Here is a 22,930-nt window from a genome sequence, read left to right as displayed (position 1 = left end):
CCAGGAGGATCGTCGATGAGTAAGGAATTACTGACCATGAGCGCCCAGGCGCTGAAAGCCGCCTACCAAACCGGCGCCCTGTCGCCCGTGGAGGTGTGCAACACCCTGCTGGATCATGTGGAGCGCCATGATGATGCGCTCAACGCTTGGTGTCTGATCGACCGTGACACCACCCTGAACTGGGCCCGAGAAGCCGAACAGCGGTACCAGAACGGCACTGCCAACGGCCTGCTTGAAGGGGTTCCGGTTGCGGTCAAAGACGTCTTCCTTACCCCCATGTGGCCCACCCTGAAAGGATCAAAAACTATCGATCCTGCCAGCACCCTGGAGAAACGTTCCCCGGCCGTCGCCGCCCTGGAGCGCCACGGTTATGTGCCGCTGGGCAAGACCACCACCCCCGAGTTTGGCTGGAAAGGGATCACCGACAGCCCTCTGTGCGGCCCCACCAACAACCCCTGGGACCCGAGCAAAACCGCCGGGGGCAGCAGCGGCGGCAGCGCGGCCGCCGTATCTGCCGGCATGGCGCCCATGGCACTGGGCACCGACGCGGGCGGCTCCATCCGCATTCCCGCCGGGTTCTGCGGCATCGTCGGCCACAAGCCCACTTTCAGCGAAGTCCCCCACTGGCCAGCCAGCCCCTTCGGCACCCTGGCCCACGCCGGGCCCATGACTCGCTCCGTGGCTGACGCCGCGCTGATGATGACCGTCATGAGCGAAGCCGATGCCCGCGACAGTCTGGCCGCGCCACGCCGTGGCATTGATTATGTGGCCGCCCTGCAACAGCCCATCAAAGGCCTGCGCATCGCCCTGAGCACCACGCTGGGTTATGCCGATGTGAACCCGGAAATCGAGAAAGCCACCCGCGAAGCCGCCCGGGTTTTCGAGTCACTGGGCGCCACCGTCAGCGAAGTCGACCCGGGCTTCAGCAACCCGCTGGCCGCATTCAGCCACCTGTTCTACAGCGGCGCCGCCAATGCCATGCGCGACCTGGGCGAACGCCAGCGCAGCCTGATGGACCCGGCACTGGTGGAAGTAGCCGCCAAGGCAGAAAAACTGAGCATGCTGGACTACCTGGGCGCCATGAACGAACGCATGGCGGTGAGTGAACGTATGGCCGTATTCCACACCAAGTACGATCTGCTGATCACCCCCTGCTTGCCCATCGAGGCTTTCGACACCAACCGGGAAGTCCCCGTTGACTGGCCCAGCACTCGCTGGCCCACCTGGACGCCCTTCACCTACCCCTTCAACCTGACCGGCCAGCCGGCACTGTCTGTGCCATTGGGGCTCAGCAGCAACGGCCTGCCCATGGCGCTACAAATTGTCGGTGCCCGTTTCGACGATGCCCGGGTGCTCGCCGCTGGCCACGCCTTTGAACAGGCCCAGCCGTTTGCACACCTGCCCCCCATGCTGGATGAACTGCTCAAAGGCGCCTGAGAAAAGGAGACAAGTTATGGGAAACAGTAATCTGGACACGGATTTTTACGAAAGCGAAGACCCGATCTGGAACCCGGCGCTGTTGACCATTCCGGTGCCGGGTATCCGCCGCATGGTGAACCTGGCTGCAGACCTGGACGATGTGATTCATCTGTCCATCGGCCAGCCCGACTTCAAACCGCCTGAGCACGTGATTCAGGCCGGGGTGGATGCGCTCTACGCTGGCCAGACCGGTTACACCATGGACGCCGGCCTGCCGGAGCTGCTGGAATCGCTGGCGGAGTACTACAGCAAACGCTATCAACGCACCCTGGTGCCGGAAAACTTCATGGTGACCACGGGCGCCACCGAAGCCCTGTATCTGGCGTTGACGGCCACCTCGGCCCCCGGCCGGGAATTCATCGTGCCGGACCCGTCTTTCATGCTCTACGGTCCACTGATCCGCATGAACGGTGGCATCGTGCGCAACATTGCCACCCGCGCCGAGAACAACCATCAGCTGGATCCCCAGGAAGTGATTGATGCCATGGGGCCCAATACCTTCGCGGTGATTCTCAACTCCCCCAGCAATCCCACCGGCACCATCTACCCACGAGAAACCATCGAAGCCATTGTCGAAGAAGCGGCCTATCGCGGCATCCATGTGATCAGCGACGAGGTCTATGACCACCTGATCTACGACGGAAAGCATTACCCCAGCGTACTGTCCAGCTGCCCGGACCTGGACCACGTCATGGTGATCAGCAGTTTCTCGAAAACCTTTTCCATGGCCGGTATGCGTGTCGGCTGGCTGATTGGCAGCCAGGGGGCCATCAAGAAACTGCGCCGCTACCACATGTTCACCACCACGGTGGCCAACACGCCCTGCCAGTGGGCCGGCGTCGCCGCATTGCGTGGCAGCAACCAGTTTATCGACAACATGGTGGAGGAATATCAGCGCCGGCGGGATCGGCTGGTGGAATTGGTGGAACAGACGCCACACCTTACCGGCTACAAACCGGACGGCGCTTTCTATCTGTTTCCCTCGTTACCAGAGGGTGTCGACGGGGCCAACGTAGCGCTGAAACTGTTGCGCGAGACCGGGGTCTGCACCATTTCCGGCGACACCTTTGGGGACGCCGGTCGCAATGCCCTGCGCATCAGCTACTCCACCTCGCTGGATCAGATCGAAGAAGCCTTCAAACGGATCATTCCCTGGATGGAGAAACAAAACTTCAGTTAAGGAGCCGCATGAAAAGGTCCTGCGCGGATTAGGGTAAATAACACGCTTCTCGCCATGTGCCGGGTTTATCCCGAATACCCGGCACTTTGCCAAACGCTCGACGCCGGATGCCTGACGTAAATCTCCATAGCCTGAGACGTTGTCGTTATTCCGGCATCGCTTTTGAGAGGTATTTTGAGGAATTGTCAGGGCCATCATTAAGGCAATAACCGGGTAATGCATTTTGCACAGAGGGTGTGGCGGGCGAGGTTTTCAGGTTTTGAAGCCCGCGTCCGCCGTCAGGCATCCGGCGTCCAGCGGCGGCCAAGGCGGGATAATGAGACAAGTTCTGAAGCCGGCTGATCACTCAATTCAGCGATGAACCATAAAAAAATGGGTCGACTTGGGCCTAACAGCACCCAACCGGCCCGCCTCGTCCTGAGTCAAACGCCGGATGACGATTACACCTGGATCGACGACCCATACCGGTTTTTGCGATTACGGTTTCTGCGCATCTTTTTGTGCGCCGGCCTGGGCCAGCTCCGCTTCCATATCGGAAAACATCTGCTGCAAGGACGGCATCACATGCTGCATCTGGCGCTGGGAAATCTGTACCGATTCAGCCATTACCTGGGGCATCTTTTTCATGATCGCCCGGCCACTTTCCGACTGATAAAACTCCGCCATGTCCCGCAGCTCCTGCAGGGAAAAGGTACGCTGATAAATCGCCAGCATCTGCTCTTCCATGGCACCCCAGTCCAGCCCCTCTTCCAGAATGGTCTGCACCCGCGAGGTATAGCGCTCCATCATGGCCTTGTTGTCCGCCGGGATGGTTTGCGTCAGGGCCTGATCGGTCATGCCTTCAATCTGTCGCCGGGCTTCACTGAAAATGGCTTTGGCATTACTGGATTCCAGCACCTCTTTGGCTGCAGCCGTCTTGTCCGCCTGTTCCGATGCCTGTGCGGTTACCGACAGGAAAGACAGCAGCAGTACGGTCAGCATTTTTTTCATGATTATCTCCAACATTGCGGTGCCAACACCGCCAGCCTGAAAAGCAAAAAGGCCGTGACGAATCACGGCCTTTTACTATCAATTAACCACTATCAATGATCAATTGCCGTTATGGCATTTCATCCACTTCTTCCGGTTCCGGAATCATGAAGTCTTCCTTGCTGACCTTCATCATGAAGAGAATATTCGTAACCACATAAATCGACGAGTAGGTACCTACCGCCACACCCACCAGCAGAGCTTCCGAAAAAGCGCGCATGACTTCACCACCAAAGAAGTACAACGCCACCAATACCAACAGGGTCGTCACAGAAGTATTGATCGTGCGGGTCAACGTCTGGTTTACCGCGCCATTGATAATAGCCACCGGATCCGTCTGCCGGGAATTGCGGAAATCTTCACGAATGCGGTCGGCCACTACAATGGAGTCATTGAGCGAGTAACCGATCAATGCCAACACCGCCGCCAGCACCGTCAGGTCGAACGGCCACTGCACCAGCGAAAACAGACCCAGCACGATGATTACATCGTGGAACAGCGCGAGTACGGTAGCCACGCCAAACTTGTTGGAGAAGCGGAACCACACATAGACCATCATCAGGCCAAGCGCCAGCAACATGGCGGTACCGGATTCGTCACGCAGTTCGTCACCAACCTGAGGGCCCACAAATTCCACTTTCAGCAGTTCCAGATCCGCATTGTGCTCTTTCAGCACATTGAAGACGTTGTGGCCCACCTTGTCCGCGTCCACGTCATCCTTTGGTGCGACCCGGATATTCACTTCCTTGGGGGAACCGTAGTGCTGTACCACGGCATCACCGAAACCTGCCTGCGCCAAATCTTCCCGTGCCTGAGACAGCTCCACATCCACCGGGCTTTTTACTACCACGGTAGTCCCCCCGGTGAAATCCAGCCCCAGGTTCAGGCCTCGGGTCAGCAACAGCGCCACGGAAATAATCACCAGCGCCAGCGACAGGATGCCCAGCGGTTTGCGGGCGGCCATAAAATTGATGTTCATGGGTGCTTTGCTCATAACCGCCTCAGATGCTCAGTTTGCTCGGGGCGCGGGCGCCTCGACCGTAAATCATTTCTGCCATGGCACGGGTGCCGATAATCGCCGTGAACATGGAGGTGAGGATGCCGATGAACAGCGTAACCGCGAAGCCCTGCACCGAACCGGTACCGGCTGCAAATAGAATCACCGCCACAATCAGGGTGGTAATGTTGGCATCAAGAATGGTGGTAAATGCACGAGCGTAACCCTCTTCGATAGCCTGGCGCGGACTGAGCCCCCGCCGCAAATCTTCACGAATACGCTCGAAGATCAGTACGTTGGCATCCACCGCCATCCCCACGGTCAGCACGATACCGGCGATCCCCGGCAAGGTCATGGTGGCACCGGGGATCAACGACATGACGCCGACAATAATCACCAGGTTACCCAACAGGGCCACGTTGGCAATCAGGCCAAACAGCTTGTACCAGATCATCATGAAGACCAGCACCAGCGACAGACCCAGCGCCATGGACTTGAGGCCGGCTTCGATGTTTTCCGCCCCCAGGCTCGGGCCCACGGTGCGCTCTTCCACGATGCTCACCGGCGCCGCCAGAGAACCCGCCCGCAGCAGCAATGCCAACTCGGAGGCTTCGGCGGGGTTATCCAGCCCGGTAATCCGGAAGCGGCTGCCCAAGGTGCTCTGGATGGTAGCCACATTGATCACATACTTGTCCGTGCTGCTGGTCATCTGATCAACGCTGTTGCCGTCCTCGTCGATCACCTTTTTCACGTCGGTCTTGGTTTCAATAAACAGCACGCCCATGGGGTTACCCACGTTCTTGCCGGTTACACGCTGCATGCGGCGGGCGCCATCGGAATCCAGTGTCACATTCACTTCCGGCTGACCGTTCTGCTGATCGAAGCCCATCTTGGCATCGATCACCTGATCACCGGTGGCGATGCTGGATTTATTCAACGCGACGATACGGCCCTCTTGTCCCTTGAACGGGAAGAATTCCAGGCCGGGAGGCGCCATGCCGGAACGCAGGCGGGCAGAAGACACACTGTTGTCTACCAGACGGAATTCCAGGGTCGCGGTGCGGCCCAGAATCCGGCGGGCGGTGGCCGCATCCTGAATCCCCGGCAGCTGCACCACGATGCGGTCTGCACCCTGGCGCTGCACCACGGCTTCCGCCACACCCAATTCATTGACCCGCTTGTTCAGCGCGGTACGGTTCTGGTCCACGGCGTAATCCTGCATTTCCTTCAGGGCCGTTTCGTTCAGCGTCATGACAATTTTCGGGCTATCACCGGCCGGCTGCATGGCCAGCTTGTCCAGCGCCTGACGCAGCGGCGCACGGGCGGCGTCCGCAGCCACCTGGTCGGCAAAGGTGGCGGTCAGGGTGGTGCCATCCACAGACACCGCGCGGTAACGCACCCCCGCGTCACGCAGAGTCAGCTTGGCAGTACCTTCCCAGGCTTCCATGCGGCTCTTCACCACCGAGTCCATGTCCACCTGTAGCAGGAAGTGCACCCCGCCACGCAAATCCAGGCCCAGGTTCATGGGGCTGGCGCCGATCTCACGCAGCCACTGAGGCGTGGTGGCCGCCAGGTTCAAAGCCACCACGTAGTTATCGCCCAGTGTCGCCGCAGCGATGTCCTTGGCCCGCAGCTGCGCTTCGGTATCGCCCATACGCACCAGCAGTGAGCTCCCCACGATTTCGCCGTCACCGTGGCTCAGGCCAGCATCATCCAGAGCGCCGAGCACTCGCTGCCTGGCCACATCAGACACCTCACCACCCGCCTCGGAATGGCTGATCTGGATAGCGGGGGCATCCGGGTACAAATTAGGGAGCGCATAAAGGCCGCAAACAACGAGGGCAGCCAAAAGCAGGAAAAATTTCCAGCGTGGATAGCGGGTCATAGTTCTTTCCGGTAGTGCCGGTTTTTTAATAGTGCGACAGTGCGTGGAGCGCCGAAAAAAGGCGGCCGGCATGCACGATTAATCAACCGCTCGATACATTGGGTTTTGCTGGCGTTACTGCAACAGCAAAAGCCCCGCTCAAGACGGGGCTGCTATTCTTCTAGATCGACTTGATGGTGCCTTTGGGCAGAGTGGCCTGGACGCTGCTTTTCTGCAGTTTGATTTCCAGGTTGTTGCTGATTTCCACCACCACAAAATCATCGGTGACTTTCGCCACCTTGCCCAGGATGCCACCGCTGGTGACCACTTCATCACCCTTGCTCAGGCTCTGGACCAGGTTTTTGTGTTCCTTGGCACGCTTCTGCTGCGGGCGAATCAGGAAAAAATAGAAAACCACCATCATCACGACCAGCATGATCAGCTCCACACCGCCCGGACCGGCAGGGGCAGCAGGGGCTGCAAACGCCGGAGAAACCATGGCAGTGGCCAACAGGGCCAGCAGGGAACGCATTGCGATGTTCATTGAATACTCCAATCGATAAATAGCTACAGCGCTGGCGTAGTCTGGCCACGCGCCGCATAGAAGTCGTCCACAAAGGCGGACAATGTACCCCCTTCAATGGCCCCCCGCAATCCAGCCATCAGCCGCTGATAGTAACGCAGGTTATGGATGGTATTGAGCTGGGAGCCTAGCATTTCGTTGCAGCGATCCAGGTGATGCAGATAGCTGCGGGAGAAATGCTGGCAGGTATAACAGTCACAATCCGCCTCCAGGGGAGCCAGATCATGACGGTGTCGGGCATTTCGGATTTTCACCACCCCTTCGGCGACGAACAGGTGGCCATTGCGGGCATTGCGGGTGGGCATAACGCAGTCGAACATATCCACTCCACGGCGCACCGCCTCAACGATGTCGTCCGGCTTGCCCACACCCATCAGGTAACGGGGGCGATCCTCCGGCATATGCGGGGTCAGATTGCCCAGGGTGCGCAACATTTCGTCCTGGGGCTCACCCACACTCAGGCCGCCCACGGCGTAGCCGTCAAAGCCGATATCCACCAGCCCGGCCAGGGATTCGCGGCGCAAATCGTCGTACATGCCGCCCTGAACGATGCCGAAACAGGCCGCATCATTGCCTTCGTGGGCGTCTTTTGAGCGTTTCGCCCAGCGCAGGGACAGTTCCATGGAATCGCGGGCCTGTTTCTCGGTGGCCGGAAACGGAGTGCATTCGTCAAAGATCATGCAGATATCACTACCCAGTGAGCGCTGCACCTGCATGGCCTTTTCCGGGCTCAACTCCACCTTGTCGCCATTGATGGGATTTTTGAACACCACCCCCTGCTCGGAAATCTTGCGCATATCGCCCAGGCTGAACACCTGAAAACCGCCAGAATCAGTCAGGATCGGCTTGTCCCACTGCATAAAGCCATGCAGGGACCCGTGGGCTTCGATGACCTCGGTACCCGGGCGCAACATCAGGTGAAAAGTATTCCCCAGACAGATCTCGGCACCGGTCTCGGCCAGATCCCTGGGCAACATGCTTTTTACCGTCCCGTAGGTCCCCACCGGCATGAACGCCGGCGTCTGGATGGTGCCCCGGGGAAACGTGATCTCACCACGGCGGGCGGCACCATCGGTGGCGTTGAGCTGGAAGGTCATTCGGGACATGAAAATTACTCGCCAAACGCCAAACGCAAGACGCCTGACGCTAAAAAATCAAAACCAACGGGACCATAAACGCTTGTAACAAAGCACATGGCGTTACGCTTCCTCCGAACCAAAAGCATCAGGCATCGAGCCTCCGGCTTCCGGCTTCCGGCATCCCCTCAATAAACATGGCATCGCCGTAGCTGAAAAAACGGTACTGGGCCTCAATCGCCGCCTGATAGGCGTTCATCACCCGATCACGACCCGCAAAGGCACTGATCAACATCAGCAGCGTCGATTTGGGTAAGTGGAAGTTGGTCACCAGGGCATCCACCAGCCGGAACCGGTAACCCGGATAGATAAAGATATCCGTCTCGCCCTGCCCGGTTTGCAAACCACCGGACTGGCTGGCCGCTTCCAGCGCCCGCAGCGCGGTGGTTCCAACCGCCACCACCCGGCCGCCCCGGGCATGGGCCTGGGCCACTTGCTCAACCAGGGAATCGGGGATCTGGTAACGCTCACTGTGCATGTGATGGTCTTCCACCTTGTCCACGCGCACCGGCTGGAACGTCCCTGCTCCTACATGGAGGGTGACAAAACCGATATCAACCCCGTGCTGCTCCAGGGCCGCCAGCATCGCATCGTCAAAATGCAAGCCGGCGGTCGGGGCCGCCACAGCGCCGGGTTCGCGGGCATAGACCGTCTGGTAGCGCTCCATATCGCCATCCTCATCCGGACGGTCGATATACGGCGGTAACGGCACATGACCGATTTTCTCCAGTGCCGCCAGCAGCGTGTCGCAGCCTTGGCCCGGTAGCGAGAACTGCAAAATGAACAGGGCGTCACGACGCCCCGTCACCTGGGCACGAATGCCCTCATCAAATTCCAGCCAAGTTCCCGGCTTGGGTGATTTGGAGGCGCGCACATGGGCGAGAGCCTCGTGGTCATCCACCACCCGTTCGATCAACACTTCAACCTTGCCACCGCTTTCCTTCTGGCCAAACAGCCGGGCAGGAATCACGCGGGTATCGTTGAAGATCAACAGATCGCCGGGGTGCACATGGGCAAGCAGATCAGGAAACTGCTGATGCAGCAGCGCATCGCGGGTAAGCGCCAACAGGCGCGCATCACGGCGCTCAGCAGGCGGATGGCGGGCAATCAACCCGTCGGGGAGCTCAAAATCAAAATCGTCGACGTTCACGTACTGTACCGGCACGGAAGTTCAAGGGAGAGCAAGGATACCCGGCAGCGAAAGCAGGATCAAAAGCTGTTTCTCCACAGAGAGCACAGAGGGACAGAGAAAACCCTGCTTTTCCCTCAGTGAACCCTGTGCTCTCTGTGGTCAATCCGTTTTCTTGCCTTTTGCCTGTTTCGGCAGTTGAACGGTGGCCGTGGCGGACAGGCGATCGTGAAGCGTTTGATGCGGCGCGATCAGCACCACCAGATAGCCGGCCCCGAACAGGCCCCACGACACGCAGGCACCCAGAAAGCGAGCCAGGGTCTGCCAGAGCTTAACCGGCCCACCGCGATAGTCCCGCACCTGCAACCGCCAGGCACGCATGCCAAGGGTCTGGCCGCCACGCATCCAGAACCAGGCATAGAACAACCAGGTTTCCACCAGCAGCAGCGGCAGCAGAATCCCCTTCAGGTAGTCCGGCGCAGCGCGGGTGACGCCATTAATATCTTCCATCGGCAACCCGGTTTTGGGATAGACCAGCACGAAGATACCCGTAGTCACAAACCACAAGGCGAGCACCAGAAAGCCATCATAGACCAGCGCCATCAAGCGCTTAAGCAAACCGGCGGGCGGGGCATATTCGGTCATGACACTCTCCTGGACAGACGAGTTTGAGCTATCGAGAGCCCGGAGACGCCCGACATAAAAAAGCCCGCTGGAAGCGGGCTCTTTTATTGTTTGGTACCAGAGGCCGGACTTGAACCGGCACGCCCGTGAAGGCAACGGATTTTGAATCCGTCGTGTCTACCAATTCCACCACTCTGGCAGTGGGGCGCGAGTATACCAGCCCTTCACGGCTTTTCCAGCCTTTACGTTAACCGAAAGCAATTTTGATCGCGGTCACGTTATCCCGGCTACCCGCATTCAAGGCCGCCTTGAGAATGGCGGACTCGCTGGCACCCTCGACCAGCAATTGATGTATCTCAGGCAACCGCAGCACAGAATGCACGCCATCGGTGGTCAGCAGGAATTGCTGGCCAGCCTCTACCGCAAACCGGATTTGTTCCAGTTTCAGCTTGTCGCCATTACCAATGGCCTGATAAATCACGTGGCTACGGGGATGGCACATGGCCTCTTCTTCGTTGAGCTCACCTGCGTCCACCAGTGCCTGCACAGGGGTGTGGTCCTTGGTGATGGCACTGGTGCGCGACGGGTCATGCCGGTAAAGCCGGGCATCGCCGGCCCACAGCACCCCAGCCTCGCCATCATGAATCAGCAGCACGACAACCGTCGCCCCCATGGGCTTGCTTCCCAGGTGCATGGCGGCGTGGTGACGGATGGCATGGTTGGCGCTTTGCAGGGCGGCATCCACCGCCAGCAACCGGTGGGCAATACCTCCCCCGAGGGCAAGATTTTCCAGTGCATGACGGATCATGGTGGCGGCAAGGTCGCCGGCATCATGCCCGCCCATGCCATCAATAACGGCCCACAGGCCCTCGCCGTCACGGCACACCAGCGCGTCTTCATTGGCCGACCGGCGGCCTGCATGGGTGCGTCCCAGCCCCCGCCAGCAGCTCATCTCATCGCACTCGCTGCAGTAGCCAGATACCCAGCACCAGACACAGGGACGGCGGCAGGATGGCGGCCAGAAGCGGGTCAGTATGGAAGACCAGCGACAACTGGCCGAAGAATTGCTGGCCGTAATGGAAGATCAACCCGGCGACGATACCCGCCGTCAGCCGCAGGCCCATGGTCACTTCCCGCAAGGGGCCGAACACAAAGGAGATGGCGATCAGCACCATGCCAATGGTCGCCAGCGGCATGAACAGTTTCTGCCAGAAGCTAAGCATATAGTCTGCGGTTTCCAGACCCTGACGCTTCAGGTAACGGGTATATTCCAGCAGCTTGACCAGCGCCAGATTGTCCGGCTTGAGCACCACGATGCTGAGCAGCTGCGGCGTCAGTTCTGTTTGCCATTCGCCCTGATCTTTCTGGTAGGTTTCAGCGTGATCCTCGAACAGCCGGGTGCCGTGGATACCCTCCAGCGACCAGAAATCCCCTTGATAGATCGCCCGCTCCACATATTGGGTTTCTGTCAGTTTCTGGCCATCACTGAAGCGATAGCGGGTCAAACCGTGCAGCACACCATTGGGCTGCACGGCATTGATATGAATAAATTCCGGCCCTTCCCGATGCCAGTAGCCGTACTTGGAGCGCAACGCTTCACCGCCCCCCTCAGCCATGGAACGGTTACTCTGCGCCACCTGCTCGCTGTAAGGCGTCAGGTATTCGCCCAGGGGAATCGACAGGATGATCAGCATCAACACCGGGCGCAGTACCAGCCAGCTCACTTTCAGGGTGGAAACCCCGGCCGCACGAATCACCGACAGCTCACCGCTATTGGCCAGCAGCCCCAGACCAATCAGGGTGCCCAGCAAAATGGCCATGGGCATGTACTCGTAAAAGCGTCGCGGCGTGGTAGTCAGGATAAACTGCAACGCTTCCATGACCTGATAATTGCCGCGGAGAAACTCCAGCTCATAAACAAAGCCGAACAGACAATCCAGCCCGACAATAATAAACAGTATGGCCAGAGTCGGAATCATCACCGCCCGCCAGAAGTAACGCTTGAGCAATCTCATGAGCGCGCCCTCCGCCGGAACAGGCGCCGGCCAAAGTAGAGCAGGAAGACCACCGCCCCAGCGCTCAGGTGGATCCAGATCATGCTCAGGTACCAGGGCAGCGCCCCTTTATGGTCTTCAATGGCGCTGCGACATACCAGCAACATGCCCACGTACAACATATAACCCAGTACCGCGGGAATAAGACGATAAAAGCGGCCTTGCCGCGGATTGACCCGCGCCAGCGGAATCGCCGCCAGCGCCATGATCGGCACGGTGAGAATCAGCGAGAGGCGCCACTGCAGCTCCGCCAGCGCCGCCTTGTTGTCGGCTCGCTGATCCACCAGCTCCTGGGTAGAGCGCCCCCGCACTTTGGGGGGGCGACTATCGGTTTTTTCGCCACCAATACGCACACGGGCTTCCTTGAAGCCCACTTCCTTGTAGTCCAGCTGGCCCGGCTTGCCCTGATACTGGAAACCGTCCGTCAGCAGCAGGTAACTGATGCCCTCTTCCACCACCAGCTTGCCGCTTTTCGCCCAGACGGTGAGCAAGCGACCGGCCTCGCCCTGGCTTTCAAAACGGGCATCGGCTACGAATACACTTTCCAGAACCCCCTTTTCCCGGTTCAGGTGTTCCGCATAGGTGGCGCGCTGGGAATCACTGGAACCTTTGACGTGAAACCGCCCCGGGGTAAGCAGCTCCAGCACCGATCGGTCCTTTTGCTCCTCAAAAATCCGGTTTACCTCTGCATCCCCGCGCGGCGTGACGTAGAGAGAAAACATGCCCACCAGAGTGGTGGCCATCAAGATGGGCACCACCAGCGAACGCACCACCCGGCCGTTACCCTGCCCACCGGCCTGCAGCACCACCATTTCGTTGTCCATGTGCATGCGCCCCAGCACCAGCAGCAAGGCGATGTACAAGCTCAGAGGAACGATCATCTGCAGGAATTCCGGCATGCGGAACGCCATCACCAGGAACAAGGCATCGGCGGCAATTTCACCGGCCGCGGCTTCCGCCAGGTATTTGATAAAGCGCCCACTGACCAGCACCATCACCAGAATAAAGGTGACCAGTACCGTGGTCATGAACACTTGCCGGTTAATATATCGATGAAGAATCAAGGGCAGGCCCACTCATTGCTGTCTGCAAAACGCACCGGGCACAATAACGGCAGGTGAATAACCCACAGCCCGGCACACACCGCCGGGCAAAAACGCCTGCGGCAGCAGTGAATGCCACCTAGTGTAACTGAGTGCTCGACCAAGGTGATAATCCCGTGTGAACAAGGCCACCGGTGGATAGCGCTGAACGGATTGCGTTTCCGCGCGTGACGGCCCACTATTTCCTTTATTTATCGGGTGAACCGCGCCCCACCCTTTTCTTGATCTGGAGACAGCATGGACTTCGCAGTAAGCAACAAGCCCCTGGAAAAAAGCAAGGCAGACGCCCTGGTCGTACTGCTGAGCAAGAAAAATGATCTTCCCGAAGCCCTGCCCGACAGCACCCGCGAACACATTGCCCAGTTCATGAAGGCCGGCGATTTCAGCGCAAGCAAAGGTCAAATGAGTTGGCTGCATACCCCCGCTGGCGTCAACGCGGCCCGCCTGCTGCTGGTCGGCACCGGCGATAGCCCGCTTAGTGACCAGGGCTGGCTCTCCCTGGTACAAAAAGCGACCAAAACCCTGACCGCCGCCCCGGTGAAACAGGCCCTGTGGCTGTTGGATAACTCCCTGCCCCAAACACAGGAATGGCAAGTTCGCGAAGGCAGTCGGGTAGTGGAAGAAAACACCTACCGTTTCGACGCCTACCGCAGCAATCCGGCACCGGCCAGCAAACTGGCCAAACTGACCTTTTGTCACGCGGGTAAAGAACCTGCGCTTGCCAAGGCACACAAAACCGGCAAGGCGGTCGGTGTTGGGGTCAATCTGGCCCGGGATCTGGGCAACCTGCCCCCCAATGACTGCTACCCGGAATACCTGAGCGGCGTGGCCCGCGACATGGCCAAGGACTACGAAAAACTTACCGTGAAAGTGCTGAGCCAGGCACAGGCGGAAAAAATGGGCATGGGCGCCTTCCATGCGGTGGCCAAAGGGTCCGAACGCCAGGGCCAGATCATCGTGATGGAGTACAAAGGCGCCAAACCGACCAAACAAGGCCCCGTTGCTCTGGTGGGCAAAGGCATCACCTTCGACACCGGTGGCATCTCCCTGAAACCCGGTGCCACCATGGATGAAATGAAATACGACATGGGCGGTGCCGCCAGCGTTTTCGGCTCCGTAAAGACCGTGTGTGAGCTGGGCCTGCCGATCCATCTGGTCGCCGTCGTGGCCGCCGCAGAAAACATGCCGGACGGGCGGGCCGCCCGTCCCGGGGACATCGTCAAGACCCTGTCCGGGCAGACCGTGGAGATCCTCAACACCGATGCAGAAGGCCGTCTGGTGCTGTGTGATGCGCTGACCTATGTGCAGCAGAAGCACAAGCCACATACCGTCATCGACATCGCCACACTCACCGGCGCCTGCGTGGTGGCACTGGGCGCCCATGCCCAGGCGGTTTACGCCAACGATGATGCACTCAGCGAAGCCCTGCTCACCGCGGGCAAGGAAACCGGCGACCGCGGCTGGCCCATGCCCCTGTGGGACGAGTACCAAAGCCAGCTGGACAGTCCCTTCGCCGACATGCAGAACATTGGCGGCCCCAAGGCCGGCTCCATCACCGCCGCGTGCTTCCTGTCCCGCTTCACCAAAGACGTGAAATGGGCGCATCTGGACATCGCTGGCACCGCCTGGGTCAGCGGCGGCATGAACAAAGGCGCCACCGGCCGCCCTGTGCCCATGCTCACCCGCTATTTGATGGACAACGCCTGATGCTTGATGCCGAACGCCTGACAAAACCACCCGCGTCAGGCGTCCGGCGTCGAGCGTCAGGCTTATTGCCATGACCGAAGTCACCTTCTATCTCAGCAGCAAGGCCGGAGACGGTGTGCGCCAGGCGCTGGCCTGGCGGATTGCCGACAAAGCATTGAAACAGGGCCGCCAGGTCTATGTGCATTGCCAGAATGAGGCCCATGCACGGCAAGTGGACGCGCAATTCTGGCAATCTCCTGCAACAGGTTTCTTGCCCCACGCCCTGGGCGGAGAAGGCCAGGCACCAGTATTGCTCGGGTTCGGCGACGACCCCGGCCATCATCACGATGTACTGATCAACCTCACCGACCAGGTTCCGGACTTTTCGTCACGTTTTCAGCGAGTGGCGGAAATGATCAGCGGCGCCGAGACCGAACGACAAAAGGGGCGCGAACGCTTCCGCTTCTATCGGGACCGGGGCTTTCCCGTCACCACTCATGAACTGGGCTGACCACTGCGAGCGACACGGCGATGAGCAACAACAAGGAGACGGCAAAACACGCGCTACTCAAGGAACTGGATGATGTTCAGTCCCTGCTGGATGATGCTGACAGCCCGACTCAGCCGCCCCTGCTGAAACCCTCAGCAGACACCTCAGCTCCGGACTCTCAACGGATCCGGCAGCTCGCCAGCGAACGGGCCAATCCATTCCTGTCTGGCCACCCAGAACCAGGCAACCCGCAAGCGTCTCCAGCACCGTCCGTGCCCACACCTGCCCCACAGCAAGCGCCGGCACCGCGCCCGACGCTGACCAACAGCGATATCGACGCCGCCATTGACGAACTGGTGGCCGAGGCCCTGCCCAAGCTCGAAAAGGCCCTGCGCCTGAAGCTGCGCGCGGCCCTGCGCCGGAAAGCCTGACTCACCTCAGCCCAGGCGCCTTTGTGAAAGTGAGCCGCCGTTTCTGTTTGCCTCGCCAGGCATCCGGCGCCCAGCGCCAGGCGTTTTCTCACAACCCGCGACGAACCCGCCCCGCTTCGCTATAATTCGCCCTCATTTTTTCTTGTTTAGAAGCGGTGATCATGGACAAAACCTACCAACCCGATCGCATCGAGCAATCCTGGTATGAACACTGGGAAAAGGCCGGTCATTTCAAGCCGAGCGGCCAGGGTGATTCCTTCTGCATCATGATCCCGCCCCCCAATGTGACCGGCAGCCTGCACATGGGTCACGCCTTCCAGGACACCATCATGGACACCCTGGTGCGCTACCGCCGCATGCAGGGCCGCAACACCCTGTGGCAGGTGGGCACCGACCATGCCGGCATCGCCACCCAGATGGTGGTGGAACGCAAACTGGCCGGCGAAGGCACCAACCGCCACGAGTTGGGCCGTGAGAAATTCCTTGAGAAAGTCTGGGAGTGGAAAGGCGAATCCGGCGGCACCATTACCCGCCAGCTACGCCGCATGGGCGCCAGCGTGGACTGGACCCGCGAGCGCTTCACCATGGACGACGGCCTCTCCAACGCCGTGCGCGAAGTCTTTGTGCGCCTGCACAAGGAAGGCCTGATCTACCGCGGCAAGCGGCTGGTCAACTGGGATCCTGCCCTGCACACCGCCATCTCCGACCTGGAAGTGGAGAACGTGGAAGAACAGGGCCACATGTGGCACTTCCGCTATCCGCTGTCTGATGGCTCCGGCCACCTGGTGGTCGCCACCACCCGCCCGGAGACCATGCTCGGCGATACCGCCGTGGCCGTGCACCCGGAAGACCCGCGCTACAAGGACATGATCGGCAAGACCATTCGCCTGCCACTGGCTGATCGCGACATCCCCATCATCGCCGACGATTACGTGGACCCGGACTTCGGCTCAGGCTGTGTGAAGATCACCCCGGCCCATGACTTCAACGACTATGAAGTGGGCAAGCGTCACGACCTGCCGATGATCAACATCTTGACCATTGATGCAGCGCTGAATGACGAAGTGCCGGAAGCCTATCGCGGCATGGACCGTGTGGATGCACGCAAGAAGGTGGTCGACGATCTGGACGCCCTGGGCCTGCTGGAAAAAGTCGCCGACCACACCCTGCAGGTGCCCCGTGGCGACCGCTCCGGCGTTGTCATCGAACCCTACCTCACCGACCAGTGGTTCGTGGCCGTGGAAGAGCTGGCCAAGCCTGCCATCGCTGCGGTGGAAAACGGCGACATCCAGTTTGTGCCCAAGAACTACGAAAACATGTACTACTCCTGGATGCGTGACCTGCAGGACTGGTGTATTTCCCGCCAGCTGTGGTGGGGCCACCGCATCCCGGCCTGGTACGACGCTGACGGCAATGTCTATGTGGGCCGCAGCGAGGAAGAAGTCCGCGCCGAACACAATCTTGGTGACACGCCATTGAGCCAGGACGACGACGTGCTCGACACCTGGTTCAGCTCCGCCCTGTGGACCTTCTCCACCCTGGGCTGGCCGGAAGACACCGATGCCCTGCGCACCTTCCACCCAACCGATGTGCTGGTTACCGGCTTCGACATCATCTTCTTCTGGGTTGCCCGGATGATCATGATGACCCTGAAGTTCACCGATCAGGTGCCCTTCAAGAAGGTCTATGTACACGGCCTGGTGCGCGACAACGACGGCCAGAAAATGTCCAAGTCCAAGGGCAATGTGCTCGACCCGCTGGACATGATCGACGGCATTACCCTGGATGCGCTGATCGACAAACGCACCAAAGGGCTGATGCAGCCGCAGAAAGAAAAGCAGATTACCAAGCGCACCCTCAAGGATTTCCCGGATGGGATTAATCCCTACGGGACCGATGCTCTGCGTTTTACCTTCCTGTCACTGGCCTCCACCGGCCGGGACATCAAGTGGGACATGGGCCGCATCGAAGGCTACCGGAACTTCTGTAACAAGATCTGGAACGCCGCCCGCTATGTGATGATGAACACCGAAGGGGAAGATTGTGGCGTCGCTGCTGACAGCGACATCGAGCTGTCCCTGGCGGACCGCTGGATTATCTCGACCCTGCAACGGGCCGAGCAGGACGTCAGCGACGCACTGGACAACTTCCGTTTCGACGTGGCCAGCCATGCCGCCTATGAATTCATCTGGAATGAATACTGTGACTGGTATCTGGAGCTTTCCAAGCCGGTGCTCTGGGGTGACGAGTACTCCGCTGCCCAGAAACGTGGCACCCGCCGCACTCTGGTCACGGTGCTGGAAGCCATTCTGCGCCTGGCCCACCCTTTCATGCCTTTCATCACTGAAGAAATCTGGCAGAAGATTGGCCCCATGGCTGGCAAGAGCGGGAACACCCTCATGCTGCAAGCCTTCCCGGCCAGCGACGCCAGCAAGATTGATGAAGAGGCGGAAACCGGCGCGGAATGGGTCAAGGCCGTTATCACTGCAGTGCGCAACATCCGCGGCGAGATGGGCATCCCGCTAGGCAAGGCGTTGCCAATTTATCTGCATAACGGCAAAGACTCCGACCAGGCCCTGCTGGACGCCAACCGCGTCTTCCTGAGTAAACTGGCCAAACTGGAATCCATTACCTGGCTGGCAGCGGAAGACTCCGCCCCTGCCTCCGCCACCGCGTTGGTAGGCGACATGGAGATTTTGGTACCCATGGCCGGGCTGATCGACAAGGAAGCGGAGATCGAACGCTTGTCCAAAGAGACCGACAAGCTGCGCAAAGAAGTGGGCCGCGCAGAAGGCAAGCTGAAGAACCCCAAGTTTGTCGACAAGGCCCCCCAAGCCGTGGTGGACAAGGAAAAAGCCAAGCTGGACGACTACCGCTCCCAGCTAGCCAAGCTCGAAGAGCAGCTGGAAAAAATCAAATACCTGTAAGGACGGCCATCATGGATGATCCCCGCCGCGCCCGCATACTCACCTGCGCCCAGGAAGTCTTCGCCAGCGAAGGCTTCCGCAGTGCAGAGGTGAAAACCATCGCCGAGCGGGCCGGCGTGGGCAAGGCCACCATCTATAAATTCTTTCCTTCCAAGGAAGCCTTGCTGCTAACCATTGTGAAGGAAAACCTGAATACCATACGCGACCTGATCCTCTCCGAACTGATCAGCGTCTCGCCCCCACTGGAGCGCCTCGAAAGCCTGTGCCGTGCAGTGGCACGCTACCTGGAACAGAATCAGGATTTTTCCCGGGTACTGATTCAGGAGGCAGGTGATTTCATGGGCGACATCCAGCGCCAGTACCTGGCCCTGATGGAACAAAACCTCCCGCTGGCTGACGCGTTTTTCAATGAGCTGCGCAAAGACGGCTATTTCGTTGCCCTTCCCACTCGCGATACGATTCTGATGATGGTAAACCTTGTCACCGGAACCACGTATACATGGGCCCTCACAGGAGAGGGCAGCCTGGAACAACAAGCCGCAGACTACATGAAGGTGTTGATCCGCGGCCTCAGATAGGAAGAGTCGAGATCATGCGCCTTATGGTTATCTTCACCGCGTTGCTTTCCACCACCCTGATTCACGCAGGAACACTGAGTCAGCTGACCGATGCCCCCCCACCGCACCCCGCAGGAAAAGGCCCGTGACGAATACCGCCATCCGGTAGCAACCCTGAATTTCTTCGATGTCCAAAAGGACATGACTGTGGTGGAAATATGGCCCGGTGGCGGCTGGTACACGTCGATTCTCGCGCCCTGGCTTTACAAGTCCGGCACTTATTACGCCGCCCACTTCCCTGAAGACAGCGACATCCCTTTCTATCGCCGCTCCGTAACCCAGTTCAAGGCCAAACTGGCAGAACACCCGGAGATCTACGATCACGTCCGCGTCACCGCGCTCAACCCTCCCAGCTACACCGTTATCGCCCCGGCGGGCACAGTAGACCGCGTTCTAACCTTTCGCAACGTGCATAACTGGGCCAAGGCCGGCAAGACCGAAGCCGTGTTTGCCAGTTTTTACCAGGCCCTCAAACCCGGCGGCATTCTCGGCGTGGTTGAGCATCGCGCACCGGAAGTGCGGCCACTGGAAAGGCAGATCGAAACGGGATACATGAGCGAAGGGTATGTGATTGCCCAGGCCGAACAGGCCGGGTTCAAACTGGTAGATCAATCGGAAATTAACGCCAACCCCAAGGATCAGGCCAACCATCCTGCCGGGGTCTGGACTCTTCCCCCCAGCCTGAGGCTCGGCGACAAGGACCGGGACACTTATGAAGCGATTGGGGAGAGCGACCGAATGACACTCAAATTCGTCAAGCCTGAGTAACCCGGCTCGACAGAAACCTTACGACGCCGGGCGCTCCAGCATGCCCGGCGTAACCTCACCCAGCACCAGGGATTCAGCCACCCCCACCGCCACGCGCAAACACTGATCCAGCCGCTCCTGGGAAAACCCTCCGTCCTCGAAGATGTACAACGAGTAGTTTTCCAGCATCCAGAGCATGGTCAGAAAAACCAGTGGTTCGTAGTTCTTGCCGGTAAAGCGGTTAATCTGTACCGCAAGCACTTCCGATGCCAGGGTTTGTGCGCGAGTACGGTGTGGCGCAAGGGCTGAATCAGAAGAGCGAGCCTCTTCCATCATCAGCTTGATCACCGGCCCCATACTCACGTGGTAATCGAAATACACCTTGGTAGTGTTGCGGATGATGTCATTGGCAGACGATGCCTGCTTCACCTCTTTGTGGAAGTGCAGCAGCATGTTATCCACAAAAATACGGTAAATGCTTTCCAGCACATCCATCTTGTTGCGGAAGTACTTGTAGAAAGTACGGCGTGACACGTCAGAAGCATCCAGCAGGTGTTGAACTGTCGTGCGCTGCAACCCGCGCTGGGCAAAAACCTGCATGGAATGGATAAGGATCTCCGCCCGCGCCTGGGAGCGTTGCCCCCCTTCTTCGCGGGCATGCACTTCCAACACCTGATTCACCACTTGGCGAATCGCATCAATGTCACTGCTTCCTGTCTGCACCTGACAAATACCCCTTACAATGTATACTTTGCGGTAGCTTAACCAACGGTCATCACAGAGTAAACACCGAGTTTATCCTAAGCCATGACCGTTCCGCTCACCCCCTCACTACTCCTGTGGCGCTTCCAGACCTTTTCGTGAAAGTGATAGGCCACCGTATTCACACATGGCTCCACCAACGCGGTCAAACCCCCGATACGCCAGTCACCGGTCATCGCCCAGACGACCAGAAACGCCACCGAAATATGCATTGCTCCGAAACTGATTGTCTTGGCCATAACATGCCCTCCTTTTCGATTATCATCGCCAACCCTATCCCTATAGAGAAATGCTATTCCTATATCTCAACAATAGCTAATAGCAATCATTATCACTACGCGATTATCAAGGATTGTTAACTTGCCCCCTAAATCATGCGCCAGTCACGCGCAGTGCTTTACTCTATGGCATCCGCCAACCACAGGGTTTACATCATGAGCAAGAAAGCCTTACTGATCCTCCACGGCAAACAAGCCGCTAATCAGACAGTTCGCGATGCGGTTATGGACTGGCGTGATCAGGGCCATGAGCTGGCTGTTCGAGTCACCTGGGAAGCCGGCGACGCGGAACGCTATGTGCACGAAGCGCTGAATAACGGCTTTACCACCATCATTGCCGGGGGCGGTGACGGATCCGTACGCGACATTACCCAGGCGTTGATGGAGAGTGGTCAAAAGGATCTGGAACTGGCAATCCTCCCCCTCGGCACAGCAAACGATTTTGCGACTGCTGCTGAGATCCCTGTGGAACCTGCAGCCAGCCTGTCCTTGCTCGAGAATATTCCGCAGCCCTGCGACGTCATACAGGTTAACGACCATTATTTCCTCAACATGGCTACCGGCGGTTTCGGTACAGAAGTGACGACCCAGACGTCGGAAGATTTAAAAAAGATGCTTGGTGGTGCAGCCTACCTGCTCACCGGGCTAACCCGCTTCCCGGAAATCGAATCAGCCAAAGGGCACTTCAAGGGTGAAGACTTCGAATGGGAAGGTGAATTCCTCGCCCTGGGTCTGGGCAATGGCCGCCAAGCTGGTGGTGGACAGCGGTTATGTCCCGATGCACTGATTAATAATGGCCTGTTCGATGTGGCAATCTTGCCCGCCGACATGGACTTGCTCGCCGGCGTAAAAGAACTGTTCGACAGCGAGGCCCGTCAAGACCCAAGCCAGGAAGGCCTTTTTGTACGCACCCGACTCAGTGAGATGCACATTGAGACCCCCACCTCAATGAACCTGAATCTGGACGGCGAACCCATACAGAGTACCACCTTTCGCATCCGTGCCATTCCGAATGCATTGCGCCTGTATCTGCCAGAGCGCAGCCCCCTGTTAGGCTGATGCCTGCTGAGAGCCGCCACAACGCTGAACAAACTCGCGAACTTTCTGCCGGCGTTGATCCAGCTTGTGGCCATACAAGGGAAAGTGTTCCCACACCGCCAGATCCTTTACCCCGTAGCGGCGGGTTGCTACTGCCACAACCATCATGCCGGTACGGATAACCCCCATCTCGCAGTGCACCAGGCAACGGCTTCCCGTGCGGTCAATTTCCCCCATTAATTGCAGAATCTGCGCTTCTGTTGGCGGAGTGTCCTGAGCCATTGGAATATTAACCAGATTCAACCCATGGCGACGACAGTATGCCTCTTGCCGTGCATACCACCCATTCTTGCTGTACTCAGACTCCAGGCGCAAATTAACGATAGTGTTGATTTTCAGCACCCGGTGCATGATACGTAACCCAACCGGCCCCAGAGTGCCACTACGGTAAAGCTTGCCGGACTCCACTACGCGGAAGTGATACATCAGCTTGCGGTACCGATAAATGAACAAGGCAACAAAAGGGATAGCAACAGCTGTATACAACAACATGGCGACTCCGCAGCATTGAACGTCAGCGCAGTCTGGCGGGTCTTTTTGGCAAACGTATTACAGGGAGGCTTTGAATGTAATAGCGCGGGGTTGAGCAGGGATGTCCAAACCCTGAATACAAAAAACCCCCGTCACTTTCGTGGCGGGGGTCTTTTTTTTGGTTTAAGAGCCTGACGATGACCTACTCTCACATGGGGAAGCCCCACACTACCATCGGCGATATG

At 58.7% G+C, this 22,930-nt stretch carries 22 protein-coding genes and 1 tRNA gene; 9 read left to right on the top strand and 14 right to left on the bottom strand.

Going from position 1 to position 22,930, the window contains the following annotated elements:
- The first annotated feature begins 15 nt into the window (after positions 1–15).
- Positions 16–1,437, top strand: coding sequence for an amidase (locus COA55_RS14220; protein ID WP_290502675.1), 1,422 nt, complete (start codon positions 16–18; stop codon positions 1,435–1,437).
- Positions 1,438–1,453: 16 nt separating this feature from the next.
- Positions 1,454–2,659 (top strand): pyridoxal phosphate-dependent aminotransferase, encoded by a 1,206-nt coding sequence (locus COA55_RS14215; protein ID WP_063538271.1) that lies wholly within the window; start codon positions 1,454–1,456, stop codon positions 2,657–2,659.
- A gap of 477 nt (positions 2,660–3,136) precedes the next feature.
- Here the strand turns inward: COA55_RS14215 and COA55_RS14210 are convergent, their stop codons facing one another.
- The 11 genes from COA55_RS14210 to lptF all read right to left on the bottom strand — a co-directional run bounded on the left by COA55_RS14210 (position 3,137) and on the right by lptF (position 13,151).
- Positions 3,137–3,649, bottom strand: a complete 513-nt coding sequence (locus tag COA55_RS14210; RefSeq protein ID WP_063521066.1) for a DUF2059 domain-containing protein — start codon at positions 3,647–3,649, stop codon at positions 3,137–3,139.
- A 109-nt stretch (positions 3,650–3,758) separates the two neighbouring features.
- Positions 3,759–4,682, bottom strand: a complete 924-nt coding sequence (secF, locus tag COA55_RS14205) for a protein translocase subunit SecF (protein WP_063521067.1) — start codon at positions 4,680–4,682, stop codon at positions 3,759–3,761.
- Between the two features lie 7 nt (positions 4,683–4,689).
- Positions 4,690–6,570: a protein translocase subunit SecD gene (gene secD / locus COA55_RS14200; protein WP_290502674.1), complete on the bottom strand. Its 1,881-nt coding sequence runs from the start codon at positions 6,568–6,570 to the stop codon at positions 4,690–4,692.
- 160 nt (positions 6,571–6,730) lie between these two features.
- Positions 6,731–7,048, bottom strand: a complete 318-nt coding sequence (yajC, locus tag COA55_RS14195) for a preprotein translocase subunit YajC (RefSeq protein WP_231483477.1) — start codon at positions 7,046–7,048, stop codon at positions 6,731–6,733.
- A 68-nt stretch (positions 7,049–7,116) separates the two neighbouring features.
- Positions 7,117–8,229, bottom strand: coding sequence for a tRNA guanosine(34) transglycosylase Tgt (tgt, locus tag COA55_RS14190; protein WP_063519871.1), 1,113 nt, complete (start codon positions 8,227–8,229; stop codon positions 7,117–7,119).
- 127 nt (positions 8,230–8,356) lie between these two features.
- The gene (gene queA, locus COA55_RS14185; protein ID WP_063520452.1) at positions 8,357–9,418 is read right to left on the bottom strand and encodes a tRNA preQ1(34) S-adenosylmethionine ribosyltransferase-isomerase QueA; all 1,062 of its coding nucleotides are present in this window, start codon (positions 9,416–9,418) and stop codon (positions 8,357–8,359) included.
- A gap of 141 nt (positions 9,419–9,559) precedes the next feature.
- Positions 9,560–10,042, bottom strand: coding sequence for an RDD family protein (locus COA55_RS14180; RefSeq protein WP_063518852.1), 483 nt, complete (start codon positions 10,040–10,042; stop codon positions 9,560–9,562).
- Between the two features lie 91 nt (positions 10,043–10,133).
- A tRNA-Leu gene (locus tag COA55_RS14175) sits at positions 10,134–10,220 on the bottom strand.
- Between the two features lie 48 nt (positions 10,221–10,268).
- Positions 10,269–10,973, bottom strand: coding sequence for a protein phosphatase 2C domain-containing protein (locus COA55_RS14170; protein ID WP_290502673.1), 705 nt, complete (start codon positions 10,971–10,973; stop codon positions 10,269–10,271).
- A gap of 1 nt (position 10,974) precedes the next feature.
- Positions 10,975–12,036: an LPS export ABC transporter permease LptG gene (gene lptG, locus COA55_RS14165; RefSeq protein ID WP_290502672.1), complete on the bottom strand. Its 1,062-nt coding sequence runs from the start codon at positions 12,034–12,036 to the stop codon at positions 10,975–10,977.
- Positions 12,033–13,151, bottom strand: coding sequence for an LPS export ABC transporter permease LptF (gene lptF, locus COA55_RS14160; RefSeq protein WP_290502671.1), 1,119 nt, complete (start codon positions 13,149–13,151; stop codon positions 12,033–12,035). The genes lptG and lptF overlap by 4 nt, the downstream gene beginning before the upstream one ends.
- Positions 13,152–13,415: 264 nt before the next feature.
- On the opposite strand from lptF, the gene COA55_RS14155 reads away from it, so the two are divergent.
- From COA55_RS14155 to COA55_RS14130, 6 genes are all read left to right on the top strand, one after another.
- Entirely contained in the window at positions 13,416–14,885 is a 1,470-nt protein-coding gene (locus tag COA55_RS14155) for a leucyl aminopeptidase (protein ID WP_290502670.1), read from the top strand.
- 70 nt (positions 14,886–14,955) lie between these two features.
- Positions 14,956–15,375, top strand: coding sequence for a DNA polymerase III subunit chi (locus COA55_RS14150; RefSeq protein ID WP_063521144.1), 420 nt, complete (start codon positions 14,956–14,958; stop codon positions 15,373–15,375).
- Positions 15,376–15,395: 20 nt separating this feature from the next.
- Positions 15,396–15,785 carry a hypothetical protein gene (locus tag COA55_RS14145; RefSeq protein WP_290502669.1) on the top strand — a complete coding sequence of 130 codons (390 nt, stop codon included), beginning with the start codon at positions 15,396–15,398 and terminating at the stop codon, positions 15,783–15,785.
- A 161-nt stretch (positions 15,786–15,946) separates the two neighbouring features.
- On the top strand, positions 15,947–18,712 hold the full coding sequence (locus COA55_RS14140; RefSeq protein ID WP_290502668.1) for a valine--tRNA ligase: 2,766 nt from the start codon (positions 15,947–15,949) through the stop codon (positions 18,710–18,712).
- Positions 18,713–18,723: 11 nt separating this feature from the next.
- Positions 18,724–19,290, top strand: a complete 567-nt coding sequence (locus tag COA55_RS14135) for a TetR/AcrR family transcriptional regulator (protein WP_063521141.1) — start codon at positions 18,724–18,726, stop codon at positions 19,288–19,290.
- Positions 19,291–19,380: 90 nt separating this feature from the next.
- Positions 19,381–20,097: a methyltransferase gene (locus tag COA55_RS14130; RefSeq protein ID WP_290502667.1), complete on the top strand. Its 717-nt coding sequence runs from the start codon at positions 19,381–19,383 to the stop codon at positions 20,095–20,097.
- Positions 20,098–20,115: 18 nt separating this feature from the next.
- On the opposite strand, the gene COA55_RS14125 is transcribed toward COA55_RS14130, so the two are convergent.
- Positions 20,116–20,799 (bottom strand): TetR/AcrR family transcriptional regulator, encoded by a 684-nt coding sequence (locus COA55_RS14125; protein ID WP_063521139.1) that lies wholly within the window; start codon positions 20,797–20,799, stop codon positions 20,116–20,118.
- Positions 20,800–20,876: 77 nt separating this feature from the next.
- Complete coding sequence (locus COA55_RS14120) at positions 20,877–21,077, bottom strand: DUF2061 domain-containing protein (RefSeq protein ID WP_290502666.1); 201 nt, start codon at positions 21,075–21,077, stop codon at positions 20,877–20,879.
- A gap of 195 nt (positions 21,078–21,272) precedes the next feature.
- On the opposite strand from COA55_RS14120, the gene yegS reads away from it, so the two are divergent.
- Positions 21,273–22,175, top strand: a complete 903-nt coding sequence (yegS, locus tag COA55_RS14115) for a lipid kinase YegS (RefSeq protein WP_290502665.1) — start codon at positions 21,273–21,275, stop codon at positions 22,173–22,175.
- On the opposite strand, the gene COA55_RS14110 is transcribed toward yegS, so the two are convergent.
- Positions 22,167–22,706: a tyrosine-protein phosphatase gene (locus COA55_RS14110; protein WP_063521136.1), complete on the bottom strand. Its 540-nt coding sequence runs from the start codon at positions 22,704–22,706 to the stop codon at positions 22,167–22,169. The genes yegS and COA55_RS14110 overlap by 9 nt on opposite strands.
- Between the last annotated feature and the right edge of the window lie 224 nt (positions 22,707–22,930).

It is taken from the genome of Alcanivorax sp., assembly GCF_002733835.1.
Lineage (GTDB): Bacteria > Pseudomonadota > Gammaproteobacteria > Pseudomonadales > Alcanivoracaceae > Alcanivorax.
The sequence above is the reverse complement of the archived record's forward strand: the minus strand, read 5'-3'. Positions and strand labels throughout refer to the sequence as shown.